This window comes from Micromonospora sp. NPDC049102, from assembly GCF_043197485.1.
GTDB lineage: Bacteria > Actinomycetota > Actinomycetes > Mycobacteriales > Micromonosporaceae > Micromonospora.
Window position 1 is genome coordinate 264,874 of the sequence record NZ_JBICTE010000003.1, and the last position, 12,356, is coordinate 277,229.

Sequence of the window (12,356 nt, forward strand, 5' to 3'; positions counted from 1 at the left end):
GCGCGGGCGGTGAGTGCTCAATCGATCTTGTGGAATGGAGGGGCAGGTGGGGTCGTGTCCCGGAGCGGCAAGATCGCGATTTGTGCACGTCTTCACAAGCGCCTACTCTGTAGTTCCGACGCGCCCTGCTAGCACAGCCGGCAACCTCGGTCGCCAGCGGGAGTCCATAAGCGGTCGACCAGCGGAGTTGGCCGAGGATCGCACCGCACGGAGTCTCATGAGTCAGCACCGTCAGTCAGGTGCGCCCGGCCGCGCCGGTGGCGTACCGGCGCTCCCGGATCTTCCCGAGGCGACCGTCGCTCGGCTCCCGGAATACCTGCGCGCGTTGCACAATCTCGCCGACGCAGGGCACGAAACGATCTCCAGTGAAGGTCTCTCGGCGGCTGCGGGGGTCAATTCCGCCAAGCTCCGCAAAGACCTCTCCCACCTCGGTTCGTACGGCACCCGGGGGGTCGGCTACGACGTCGCGCTGCTGATCGAGCAGATCGAGTACGTGCTCGGGCTCACTCAGCGTCGCGCGGTGGCCCTGGTCGGCGTGGGTAATCTCGGTCACGCTCTGGCCGGCTACGACGGGTTCGCCAGCCGGGGCTTCCGGATCGCCGCACTGCTCGACGCCGATCCCTCCCGCGTCGGTGAAGAGATCAACGGCCTGGTTGTCCGGCATGTCGACGAGCTGCCGGCGGTCGCCGCGGAGGAGTCCATCGCGATCGGCGTGATCGCCACCCCGGCCCCCGCCGCCCAGCGGGTCGCCGATCAGCTGGTCGCGGTCGGCGTGACGAGCATCCTCAACTTCGCGCCCTGCGTACTCTCTGTCCCGGAGGGGGTCGACGTGCGCAAGGTCGACCTCGCCATCGAGCTGCAGATCCTGTCCTTCCACGAGCACCGTAAGGCGTCGCTGACCGCGCTGCCCGCCACCGGCGGGTCCGCTCTCACCGCCCTGCCCGGCGGGCTCGCGGCCACCGACACCCAGGAGGCGATCGGCACGTGAAACTGCTCGTCGTCGGCGCGTCCTACCGGACCGCCCCGGTCGCCACGCTGGAGCAGCTGGCCGTGCCCCCCGCCGACCTCACCCGCACCCTGGACCGCCTGGTCGCGCAGCCGTACGTGAGCGAGGCGGCGATCGTCTCCACCTGCAACCGGGTGGAGATCTACGCCGCCGTGTCCGGTTTCCACGGTGGGCTCGGCGACATCTGCGCCGTACTGGCCGAGCAGGCCGACAGCACTCCGGCGGCGCTCGCCAACCACCTGTACGTCCACTACGACACCGCCGCCGTGGACCACGTCTTCCGCGTCGCCACCGGGCTGGACTCGATGGTCGTGGGCGAGGCGCAGATCCTCGGCCAACTGCGGGACGCGTACCACTGGGCCACCGGCGCCGACTCCGCCGGCCGCCTGCTGCACGAGCTGATGCAGCAGGCGCTGCGCGTCGGAAAGCGGGCCCACGCCGAGACCGGCATCGACCGGGCCGGCCAGAGCGTGGTGACCGCCGCGCTGGAGCTGGCGGCCGGGCACCTCGACGGCGACCTCGTCGGCCACCCGGCCCTGGTGATCGGGGCCGGCGCGATGGGTTCGCTCGGGGTGGCCACGCTGTCCCGGCTGGGTGCGGGGCCGCTCACGGTCACCAACCGGGGCGCCGACCGGGCCGTCCGGCTCGCCGAGTCGTACGGGGCGAGTGCCGCGCCGATGACCGAGCTGGCCGCCACGCTCTCCACAGTGGACATCGTAGTGGCCGCCACCGCGTCCACCGAACCGGTCCTCACCCGGGCGGTGGTCACCGCCGCGCTCGCCGAGCGTGACCCGGTCCGGGGCCCGCTGATCCTGCTCGACCTGGCCGTTCCGCGCGACGTCGAGGAGGGCGTCGCCGACCTGCCCGGCGTCGAGGTGATCGACATCGCCCGGATGGCGGCACTGCTCGCCGACGGCCCGGCCGCAGCGGATGCCGCCGCCGTCGAACGGATCGTGCTCGGCGAGGTGGAGGGCTTCCTCACCTGGCTGCGCGGCGCCGACGTGGCACCCACCGTGGCGGCGCTGCGGGGTCGCGCCGACGACGTCGTCGCCGCCGAGCTGCGCCGTCTGGCCCAGCGCCGCCCCGACCTCGGCGACGACCTGCGCGCCGAGGTGGCCCGTACGGTGCACCGGGTGGTGCAACGGCTGCTGCACCAACCCACCGTCAAGGTCCGCCAGCTCGCCGCCGAGCCCGGTGGTGACCAGTACGCGGCGCTGCTGCGTGAGCTCTTCGACCTCGAGGTGCCGCAGACCTCGCCGGTCGACACCGTCCCGGACGTGCTGACTCCCGACCTCGGCATGACGCTCCCGGACACCGCCCCGGTGTCCGGCACCGACGCCACCGAACCGACCCCACCCACCGGAGGTGCGCGTTGACCGCCCCCCTGCGCCTCGGCACCCGGGGCAGCACCCTGGCCATGGCCCAGTCCGGCCACGTCGCCGAGGCGGTGACCGCCGCCACCGGCCGCCAGGTCGAGCTGGTCGAGGTGGTCACCGCGGGCGACCGCTCCAGCGCGCCGGTGCACCGGCTCGGCGTCGGAGTGTTCGTCTCCGCGCTGCGCGACGCGCTGACCGCCGGGACGATCGACTTCGCGGTGCACTCGTACAAGGACCTGCCCACCGCCGCCGCGGGCGGGCTGCACATCGCGGCGGTCCCGGCGCGGCAGGACCCTCGGGACGCGCTGGTCGCCCGCGACGGCCGGACGCTCGCCGAGCTGCCGTCCGGCGCCACGGTGGGCACCGGCGCGCTGCGTCGTATCGCCCAGTTGCAGGCGCTCGGCCTGCAACTGGAGGTCACCCCGATCCGCGGCAACATCGACACCCGCCTGGCGCGGGTGATCGGCCCCGACGCCGACCTCGACGCCGTCGTCCTGGCCCGGGCCGGGCTGGCCCGGATCGGTCGGGTCGACGTGATCACCGAGACGCTGGACCCGATGCTGATGCTGCCCGCGCCCGCCCAGGGCGCGCTGGCCGTGGAGTGCCGGGTCGACGACCAGGACCTGGTCGAGCTGCTCGGAATGCTCGACCACGCACCGTCACGCTCCGCGGTCACTGCGGAACGTGCGTTTCTGGCAACCCTGGAGGCCGGGTGCAGCGCACCCGTCGCCGCCTACGCCGAGCTTGCCGAAGGCGAGACCGGTGATGAGATCTACCTGCGCGGGGCGGTGATCAGTCCGGACGGCACTCGTGACCTCCGGCTGTCCCGCACCGGAACGCCCGCCGACGCAGCGGAGATCGGTAAGGCACTCGCCGCCGAACTCCTCGAACTCGGCGCCGACTCGATCCTCGGCCACGAAGGACACACCGGCCCGGGGACCCAGCAATTTGGGAGCACAGAATGACCCGCACCCGTAAGCCCGTCGGCCGTATCGCGTTCGTCGGGGCGGGCCCCGGCGATCCAGGTCTGCTGACCCGCAGGGCGCACGACGCCCTGGTCGACGCCGACCAGGTGATCTACGACCGGGGAGTCCCGGAGTCGCTGCTCGCCGCCGTCCGGGCCGAGGCCAGGGACGACGCCGAGTTCACCCCGGCCGAAGGTGCGCCGGGAGACGTGGCGAAGGTGTTGATCTCCGCGGCCCGGTCCGGGCTGAACGCGGTGCACCTGGTCGCCGGCGACCCGTTCGGCCACGACTCGGTGGTCAAGGAGGTGCAGGCCGTGGCCCGTACCGCCGCCCACTTCGAGGTGGTGCCCGGTGTCGGCCAGGCCGAGGGTGTGGCCACCTACGCGGGGGTTCCGCTGCCGGGCGTACGTACCGCCGCCGACGTCGAGGACGTCAGCGTGCTGGACTTCGAGGCGCTGGCCGCCGCCGTCGGCCGAGGTTCGCTCGCGCTCGCCGTGGACGCCGGTGACCTCGCCGCCGTCCGGGACGGGCTGCTGGCCGCCGGCGTCGACGGCACCACCGGCGTCGGGGTGACCGGCGACGGCACCGGCGAGACCCAGTACACGACCACGTCGACCGTGGACAGCTTCGTGGCCGCCGCGCTCGGCTTCACCGGCCGGGTGGTGCTCACCGTCGGGGTCGGGGTCGGGCAGCGCGACAAGCTGAGCTGGTGGGAGAACCGCCCGCTGTACGGCTGGAAGGTGCTGGTACCCCGTACCAAGGAGCAGGCGGGTGCGATGAGTGCCCGGCTGCGGGCGTACGGGGCGATCCCGTGCGAGGTGCCGACCATCGCGGTCGAGCCGCCGCGCACCCCGGCCCAGATGGAGCGGGCGGTCAAGGGCCTTGTCGACGGCCGGTACGCCTGGGTGATCTTCACCTCGGTCAACGCCGTACGCGCGGTCTGGGAGAAGTTCGCCGAGCACGGCCTGGACGCCCGGCACTTCGGCGGGGTCAAGATCGCCTGTATCGGCGAGGCGACCGCGGACGCGGTCCGCGCGTTCGGCATCCAGCCGGAGCTGCTCCCCGCCGGGGAACAGTCCTCCGAAGGGCTGCTGGCCGAGTTCTCGCCGCACGACGAGATCCTCGACCCGGTCGGCCGGGTGCTGCTGCCGCGCGCCGACATCGCCACCGAGACGCTCGCCGCCGGGCTCACCGAGCGCGGCTGGGAGGTCGACGACGTGACCGCGTACCGGACGGTGCGGGCTGCGCCGCCGCCGGCCGAGATCCGGGACGCGATCAAGTCGGGCGGGTTCGACGCGGTGCTCTTCACGTCTTCGTCGACCGTGCGGAACCTCGTCGGTATCGCCGGGAAGCCGCACGCGCGCACGGTTGTTGCCGTGATTGGGCCCAAGACGGCGGAGACCGCGACGGAGTTCGGCCTTCGGGTCGACGTCCAGCCGCCGCACGCCTCGGTGCCCGACCTGGTGGAGGCGCTCGCCGCCTACGCCGTCGAGCTGCGCGAGAAGCTGGCCGCCATGCCGGCCAAGCAGCGTCGTGGCTCGAAGGTGCAGGGGCCGACCGCCCTGCGCTTCCGGTAGTCGTCGTTCAGGAGGACCCTTCCATGTCGTACCCCGAGATCCGGCCTCGCCGCCTGCGCCGCACCCCGGCGATCCGCCGGCTGGTGTCCGAGACCCGGGTCGACCCGGCCGAGCTGATCGTGCCGATGTTCGTCAAGGAAGGGTTGTCCGAGCCACGGGCCATCGCGTCGCTCCCGGGGGTGCTTCAGCACTCCCGGGACTCGCTGCGCAAGGCGGCCGCCGAGGCGGTCCAGGCCGGCGTCGGCGGGATCATGCTCTTCGGGGTGCCCGAACGGCGTGACCCGACCGGGTCCGGCGGCATCGACCCGGACGGCATCCTGAACGTCGCCATCCGCGACGTGGTCTCCGAGGTGGGCGGCAGCACCGTCGTCATGAGTGACCTGTGCCTGGACGAGTTCACCTCGCACGGGCACTGCGGGGTGCTCGCCGCCGACGGCGACGTCGACAACGACGCCACCCTGGCCGCGTACGCCGAGATGGCGGTGGCGCAGGCCGCCGCCGGGGTCGACGTGGTCGGGCCGTCCGGGATGATGGACGGCCAGGTCGGCGTGGTACGCCGGGCGCTCGACGCCGCCGGGCACCAGGACGTGGCGGTGCTGGCGTACGCGGTGAAGTACGCCTCGGCGTTCTTCGGCCCGTTCCGGGACGCGGTGGAGTCGGCGCTGGAGGGCGACCGGCGCAGTTACCAACAGGACCCGGCGAACCTGCGCGAGTCGCTGCGCGAGGTGGCGCTCGACGTCGCCGAGGGCGCCGACATGGTGATGGTCAAGCCGGCGCTGCCCTACCTGGACGTGGTGTCGGCGGTCCGGGCCGCCGTGGACGTCCCGGTCGCCGCATACCAGGTCTCCGGCGAGTACGCGACTGTCGAGGCCGCCGCCGCGAACGGCTGGATCGACCGGGAGCGGGTGATGATGGAGACGCTCACCTCGATCAAGCGGGCCGGCGCGCAGATCATCCTCACCTACTGGGCGGTCGAGGCTGCCGGTCTGCTCCGCCAGCGCTACTGAGCGAACGCAGGTGCTCGGGCCCCCAGGCGTGCCCCTGACATCCTTTGCTCTGCTTCAGCGGAGGCAACAGTCAGAGCCTGAAACTGTTGCGCCCGTTGAAGCTGAGCAAAGGACGCGCGCGAGGTGCGGTGCACCCCCGGATGAGCCGGTTCTCCACAGGGTTGTCCAGGACGGCCGGATCGTCCAACCGAACGGCCCACCCTCCGTGGAAATCTGGAGGGTGGGCCGTCAGCGCCAACGATCAGTCGTCGTTGCTGATCGTTCCGGTCGCCAGCGGGTCGGCCAGCCGCAGGCCGGGCACACCGGCCACCAGCAGGGTCAGCTTCTCGTCCGACTCGCGCCTGCGGTCGCCGCGCACGGTCACCGGGAAGGCCACCGACGTCTCACCGGCGGGCAACACCTTGCAACCGGCGTACGCGTCGAAGTCCGAGCCCACCTGCGCTGTGAGACCAACGGTCGCGGCGCAGAGCAGCACCGGCTGCGACAGCGGCCGGGACACGGTGGCGGTGAAGACCATCTGCCGGGTGCCCTGGTCGCCCTCGACGACCGTGGTGTCGGCGACGCTCAGCGACGCCCGGGAGCGGAACCGGGCCACCTGCGGGTCGTGATCGCTGGAACCCCGCGACCCGTCACCGGTGAACTCGGCCGGCCAGTCGGCGTTGACGTGCGCCGCCCGTACCTGCACCAGATCGCCGTAGAGCGCGTCGTTGACGAACAGGTGGTCGAGCGTCTGGGCCTGCCCCTCGAAGCTGTACGAGTAGGCCGAAGCCGGCACGTCCGCGACCAGGGTGTCCCACAGGTTGTGCAGGCCAGCCTCGTACAACGGGGCGAGCTGGTCCGACGGCGTCGGCTGTGCGCCCGTGGCGATGGGGTCGTCCGGCCGGGGGAAGACGTTCAGGTCACCGCCGTAGACGAGGCGGGCCGACTGATCGGCCTCCTCGATGGCGGTGACGATCGCAGCCCCGTAGCGCGCCTGCTCCCGCCGCTGCCCGATCCGGCCGTCCGGACCGGACGAGTAGTGGTTGCTGAGCGCGTACAGAGTGAACCGCTCGGATGAGCCCGGTGCCGCGGCCACGCTGAACTTGCCCAACTGGGGTGCCCGCGTGAAGACGTTGTTCCCGTCCTTGCCGGTCGACGTGTCCACATCGGATGGCAGCACCGCGTTGAGCGCCTTGGGGTTCTGCACGTCGGCATTGCCCGGCAGCCCTGCGGCGCGGTACTGCACGGTCGGCGTCGAGCCCAGCAGAGGGTCGCTCGCCGTCGCAGCCGCCAACGACAGCCGGTCCGTGCGGTACAGGAACGCGGCGGTGATACCGCGGGCGTCCGCGCCGGTCCGGTCGTAGGCAGCGGCGTACGCCGGCCCACCGGCCGCCGCCACCGCGAGCGCCAACTCCTGGATGCTGTCCGGAGCGCCGTCGGCGTTGTCGGTGTCGCCGCAGGCCAGCGCCGCCCCGGAGACCATGCAGATGTCCTGGTCCTCGGCCTCCTGGACGAGGATCAGATCCGGTGCGTGCAGATCCTTCACGATCTGGTCGGCGAGCGACGTCAGGTGCTGGCGGTAGTCGGCCTCGCTGCTCGGCACGTAGTCGAACGGCGGGGTGACACCGGTGCAGCCGGCGTTGCCGGTGAAGTCGCAGCCGTCGAACGGGTCGTCGCGGTAGTCGTACAGGTTCTCGACGTTGTACGTGGCGACCGCGACCTCCTGTGCCCGGTCGGCCGGCTTCGGCGGGTCGTTCTTCGACGGGTCGGCGCCGGCGTCGAACTCGGCCCGCTCGACCTGCACGCCGTACTTCTCGAACGAGTAGTAGACGCCGCCCACCGCGTCCGCGCGCAGCGTGTCGAAGGTGTGCGCCGGCGGGAGCAGCGCGGTGCTGTCACCGGCGGTGGCCTTCACGCCCATGCTGCCGAGCAGCACACGCTGCCCGTTGCCGTCGTCGAAGCGCCGGGTCGGGTCGTTGTCCAGCGGGTGCGAGTCCCGGAAGACCCGCCGGGCGTACGGGTCGGCACGGTCCAGCAGCGGATCGTCGCGGTCGACGACCCACAGCTCCGAGTCCGCCGTGGACGCGAAGACGTCCCGGCCGCTCACCGCGCCACTGCCCGCGCGTACGCGCAGTCGGGCGCCCTCGTGCCGCTCCCACCAGCGTTGCGCATCGGTCAGCTCGACCGGAGGCGCCGCGTCGGTCACCGTGACCGTCGTGTCCACGTCCAGGCCGGTGGCGATCCGGCGGACCAGTGACGCGCCGGAGAGCTGGGTGAAGTTGTAGTACTCCGACACCCGGGCCCGGAGCACCACCTCGTCGCCGACCGTCGGGACGTAGCCGCCGACCAGGGAGGTGAACGCGCCCATGAAGACGAAGATGCCGTCGGAGCTGGTCGGGTCGCCGTCGGTGTCGCCGCTGCGGCTCTCCAGGAAGAAACCGTTCTGCTCCGCCCCGGCCGACGTCCGGGCCAGCGTCCGCTGGGTGATCACGCCCCGGACGTCGTACATCGTGCTGCTCGTGCCGTTGCCGCTCGCCGGTGCGAGCGGTGAGCGGTCGGCGGGGCCGGCCTCGGCGTCGGTGGTCGGGCCCTGCACCTCGCCGACGGTCAGTTCCCGGGTCGCCTGCACGGCCAGCGCGCAGGTGGCGGTGCCACCGCCCGCGTCGGTCGCGGTCACGGTCACGGTGTACGCCCCGGCGGTGAGGTCGGCACTCACGCCGATCGTGGCGCGGGCCGTGCCACCCGCCGCGTCGGCCGGAGTGAACGCGGTACGGGTGATCGAGCCGCTGGCCGGGGCCGGGCTGACCTCGGTCACCGCCAGGTCGACGATCGTGTCGTCCGGGTCAGTGGCGGTGATCTCCCGACTCGTCGCCGTCCCCGACGCGGTGACCAGTGGTCCGCCGCAGGTCACCGTCGCCGGGACGTCGACCGGTCCACCGCCGTCCACGGTGTGCGAGCCGAGCCCGTCGAAGGTGTCGACCGGCAGCCCGGCCCACTGCGCGGCGGGGTCGAACGCGTCCGACGGGTCGGTGTCGCCCGCCGTCACCGAGGGCAGCCGGCGCAGCGTGTTGTCCGCCGTGCTGGCCGTGCCCGTGCCCCACTCGGTGCCCGGGTCGACGCCCACCTGACCGATCGAGTCGAGCACGGTGGTGCCGCGGCGGAGCACGATCGCGTCGTCGCCGTTGAACAGGCTCGCACCGGTGGTCTGGTCGGCCTGGGTGAGGACGGTCGTTGCGGCCGAGGCGCTGGCGAACACGAAAGCGTCCCCGGCGGCGACGGTCCCGGTCAGCGCGATCGTGGTCGCCGTGGTGGAGCCGTTGAAGTAGAGCTGGAGCTGGTAGCCGCCCGCGGTGAGGTCGATGGGAGCGCCGGTGCCGTTGAACAGCTCGATCGCCTTGTTGTTCGACGAGCCTTCGACGTACTCGGAGATGAAGAGGTCGGTGGGCGTAGCGCTGGCCGCGGTGGGTGTGACGCCGAGGGCCGTGACGGTCACTGCGGCGGTGGCGATAGCGAGCGCGGCTGTCGTGCGGCGCGGGCGCATAGGGCCTCCACGATGGGTGGGCGGGGTCAACGCACGTTAAGGGGCGCTGCTGTCCACCGTCCATCCCCTAGTGGACACTTTCGTGAATTTCCTCAGCGTGACGGATCGAGGCGGTGTACCAGCTCAGCGACGTCGACGCTGTATTCGCACCAGTCCCGGTCGGGCCGGTAGCCCAGCTCCGCGTTGACCTTGAGCAGTGCCTCGTTGGCCTGCGCGTTCCAGGTCTGTACCTCGACCAGCTCCGGCTCGGCGGAGCGCAGCTCCAGCAGCATCCGCGCCTTGAGCGCCCGGTCGATGCCGTAACCCCGGTGCTCCTGCGCGACGATCGTGTCGTACTGGTCGGCGCGGGTCGGGTGCTGCGCCGGCACCACCACCTCGGTCAGGCCGGCCACCTCACCGCTCTGCTCGTGCCGGGCCAGCACGATGTACGGCTTCATGCCGCGCCGGTGCAGGGTGTCGAGGCTGTCCCGCAGGCGCTCCGGGTCGTAGGAGCTGGGACGTAGCTCGCCGTCGTCGACGTCACGCACCTCGGCCTTGGCCCGCGCGTACGACTCGATCAGGTCGTCCGGTGGGCCGCCCGGGTAGAACCCCAGCTGGTAGCCGGCGCCGATCCCGGTGGCCATCTCGGTCAACTCGGCCCAGTCCACCGAGGTCAGGTCAAGCACGCTGCGCGTCTCCACGTACTCCCGGGTGAAGCCGAGCGACTCGTAGAAGGCCACCGCCGGCGTGTCGCCGACCACCTCGACCCCGATCGACCGGAAGCCCTCCTGGTAGACCCGGCGGGCCGCCCGCAGGACCAGGTCGCGGCCGAGGCCGCTGCGTCGCGCCGAGGGGTGCACCAGCACCTCGAGCACCCCGATGTCACCGAGCAGGAGCACGTGGACCTGCCCGAGGACGGCGCCTACCTCGCCTGCGGCGGTCGGCTCGGCCTGGGCGAGCCAGGAGATCCGCCGCTCACCGGGCATCACCTCGGCCAGATACTCCCGCAGGGAGGTCTCCCGCCACGGCGGGTCCTGCGGCAGATCGGCCGCCAGCACCGCGTTCAGCGTGGTCAACAGCGACGCGATCTCGGCGGAGGACGCGGTCCTGGGGTCCCACTCGCGCACCATCACCTGTCTAGCTTGCCGCTAACGGCTGCTCGGCGGAAGTGCCCGGTCCTCCAATGTACGCGGACGATCACATTACGGGCGGCTGGCCCGTCCGTACCGGTCAGCGGTGTCGTAGACGGCCTTGGCGTACCGCCGCACGTCGTTGTACGACAGGATCGCGTTCCACCAGTCGCCGGGGATGCTGAGGTTGCGGCCACCCTTGCAGAGGTAGTTGCCGGCCGCCAGCGCCGCGTCGTCCAGGTCGTGCGGGTCCTTGACCCCGTCCTGGTCGGCGTCGGCGCCGATCTCCTGCCAGGTCGTCGGGATGAACTGCATCGGCCCGATCGCCCGGTCGTAGGTGCTGTCGTTGTCGAGCGCCCCGCGGTCGGTGTCGATGATCCGCATCCGGCCGCCGTTACCGTCCAGCGGCAACCCGATGATCTGGGGCAGGGCTTTGCCGTCGGACCCCAGCCGCGCGCCGTTGGCCGAACCGTGCCCGGACTCGACCTGACCGATCGCGGCCAACGTCGTCCAGCTCAAGGCGCAGCTCCGGTTGGTCTGGGCGAGCATCAGCTCCGCGTACCCGTACGCCTGCATGGCGGCCGGCGGGATGCCCACCCTGGCACCGACCTGCTGCGCCCAACCGGCCAGGGCGTCCGACGGACGACCGCCGAGGGTGGGCGCGACGGCCGGCCCGGTCGGCATGCCACCGGTCGGGAACGCCCCGGTGGGCAGCGCGCCGGTCGGCACCGCGCCCGTCGGCACCGCCCCGCTGGGCAGCGGACCGGTCGGCCGTGGGTCGAGCGGCAACGCCGGTGGCACGGCCACGGTCGGCGCGGCCGTGGCGTCGACGGCCACCGGCTTGGACCCGCGAATCGTCGCCGGGACGAGCAGCGCTCCCGCGGCGGCGGTCGCCGCGACCAGGGCCAGCAGGAAGACCCCGGGGACGGTGAGCCGACCGCTGGGCCGGCGGGACCACTCCCGGGTCGCCCGGGCGGCGGTCACCGCGGCCTGACGTGGCGGCGGCAGACGCACGGCGTGCGCGAACGGCACGCGCCGCCGCCGACCAGGCGTGATCACCGGTACGACGGCGACGCCGTCCACCTTGGTCGCCGTCAGGTCGGTGGGGCTGGCGCCCGCCGCGACTGTCCCGTCGCCGGTGTCCGTGCCGCCGGTGTCCGCAGTTGCGGTGTCCGTGTCGCCGCTGTCGGCAGTGGGGGTGTCCGCGGTGGCGGCATCGTCCGGCTGGTCGCCGGTGGCGGCATCCTTCGGCTGGTCGGCGGCCCGGGCGTCGCCGTTCGCGGGGTCGGCAGTCGTGGTGGCGTCGGCTGGCGTCGGTGTCGCCGTCCTCGGGTCGGTCGTGCCGCTGCGCAGCCAGGGCCGGCGCGGGCGAGGGATTGCTGCGGACACCGGATCGGGCGCGGCGCCCGACTCTGCAAGCGGCCCGTCCAGCGGCGCGGCCGGTCGAAGCGGTTGCACACGCGTCTTGTCCTCGCCGTCCACCACCCGTCGAGTATCACTCATGTCCCGACAGGCGTCAGGTCCACGTACCCTGGTGGCATGCCCCGGTACGAGTTCCGCTGCCGCGCCTGCGGCGACACTTTCGAGGTCAACCGCCCGATGGCGCAGGCCGGAGCGCCGGCCACCTGCCCGCAGGGTCACGCCGACACGGTCAAGCTGCTCTCGGCGGTGTCGGTCACCGGTCGCGGCGCCGGTGGCACGCCGACGCCGGCCGGCGGCGGTTGCTGTGGTGGCGCCTGCGGCTGCTGATCCGGCGGTTTCGGCGGCAGACTCGTGGATCGGCCTTGCCGGGACTG

General features: G+C 72.5%; 9 protein-coding genes. 6 read left to right on the plus strand and 3 right to left on the minus strand.

What is annotated here, in order from left to right; all coding sequences use genetic code 11:
- Positions 1-217 precede the first annotated feature (217 nt).
- From ACGFH9_RS05870 to hemB, 5 genes are read left to right on the plus strand one after another with little or no spacing between them, the layout of a single operon-like run.
- The gene (locus ACGFH9_RS05870; protein ID WP_355245007.1) at positions 218-988 is read left to right on the plus strand and encodes a redox-sensing transcriptional repressor Rex; all 771 of its coding nucleotides are present in this window, start codon (positions 218-220) and stop codon (positions 986-988) included.
- Complete coding sequence (locus ACGFH9_RS05875) at positions 985-2,382, plus strand: glutamyl-tRNA reductase (protein WP_393215888.1); 1,398 nt, start codon at positions 985-987, stop codon at positions 2,380-2,382. Before ACGFH9_RS05870 ends, ACGFH9_RS05875 begins: the two co-directional genes overlap by 4 nt.
- On the plus strand, positions 2,379-3,347 hold the full coding sequence (gene hemC / locus ACGFH9_RS05880; RefSeq protein ID WP_393215891.1) for a hydroxymethylbilane synthase: 969 nt from the start codon (positions 2,379-2,381) through the stop codon (positions 3,345-3,347). The genes ACGFH9_RS05875 and hemC overlap by 4 nt, the downstream gene beginning before the upstream one ends.
- Positions 3,344-4,924, plus strand: coding sequence for a uroporphyrinogen-III synthase (locus ACGFH9_RS05885; RefSeq protein WP_355245016.1), 1,581 nt, complete (start codon positions 3,344-3,346; stop codon positions 4,922-4,924). The genes hemC and ACGFH9_RS05885 overlap by 4 nt, the downstream gene beginning before the upstream one ends.
- Before the next feature lie 23 nt (positions 4,925-4,947).
- Entirely contained in the window at positions 4,948-5,931 is a 984-nt protein-coding gene (gene hemB / locus ACGFH9_RS05890; protein WP_393215894.1) for a porphobilinogen synthase, read from the plus strand.
- A 241-nt stretch (positions 5,932-6,172) separates the two neighbouring features.
- Here the strand turns inward: hemB and ACGFH9_RS05895 are convergent, their stop codons facing one another.
- The 3 genes from ACGFH9_RS05895 to ACGFH9_RS05905 all read right to left on the minus strand — a co-directional run bounded on the left by ACGFH9_RS05895 (position 6,173) and on the right by ACGFH9_RS05905 (position 12,045).
- The gene (locus ACGFH9_RS05895) at positions 6,173-9,451 is read right to left on the minus strand and encodes a lamin tail domain-containing protein (protein WP_393215897.1); all 3,279 of its coding nucleotides are present in this window, start codon (positions 9,449-9,451) and stop codon (positions 6,173-6,175) included.
- A gap of 92 nt (positions 9,452-9,543) precedes the next feature.
- Positions 9,544-10,560, minus strand: coding sequence for a GNAT family N-acetyltransferase (locus ACGFH9_RS05900; protein WP_393216004.1), 1,017 nt, complete (start codon positions 10,558-10,560; stop codon positions 9,544-9,546).
- A 72-nt stretch (positions 10,561-10,632) separates the two neighbouring features.
- A complete protein-coding gene (locus tag ACGFH9_RS05905; protein ID WP_393216007.1) occupies positions 10,633-12,045 on the minus strand; it encodes a lytic murein transglycosylase in 1,413 nt (470 codons plus the stop codon).
- A 54-nt stretch (positions 12,046-12,099) separates the two neighbouring features.
- Here ACGFH9_RS05905 and ACGFH9_RS05910 point away from each other — a divergent pair, with 54 nt between their 5' ends.
- Positions 12,100-12,309, plus strand: a complete 210-nt coding sequence (locus ACGFH9_RS05910; protein ID WP_355245028.1) for a zinc ribbon domain-containing protein — start codon at positions 12,100-12,102, stop codon at positions 12,307-12,309.
- Positions 12,310-12,356: the final 47 nt, after the last annotated feature.

Bases quoted from the DNA above. Each gene is read 5' to 3' on its own strand.
- ACGFH9_RS05870 (WP_355245007.1), top strand. From the start codon at position 218: ATGAGTCAGCACCGTCAGTCAGGTGCGCCCGGCCGCGCCGGTGGCGTA.
- ACGFH9_RS05885 (WP_355245016.1), top strand. From the start codon at position 3,344: ATGACCCGCACCCGTAAGCCCGTCGGCCGTATCGCGTTCGTCGGGGCG.
- hemB (WP_393215894.1), top strand. From the start codon at position 4,948: ATGTCGTACCCCGAGATCCGGCCTCGCCGCCTGCGCCGCACCCCGGCG.
- ACGFH9_RS05895 (WP_393215897.1), bottom strand. From the start codon at position 9,451: ATGCGCCCGCGCCGCACGACAGCCGCGCTCGCTATCGCCACCGCCGCA.
- ACGFH9_RS05900 (WP_393216004.1), bottom strand. From the start codon at position 10,560: ATGGTGCGCGAGTGGGACCCCAGGACCGCGTCCTCCGCCGAGATCGCG.
- ACGFH9_RS05910 (WP_355245028.1), top strand. From the start codon at position 12,100: ATGCCCCGGTACGAGTTCCGCTGCCGCGCCTGCGGCGACACTTTCGAG.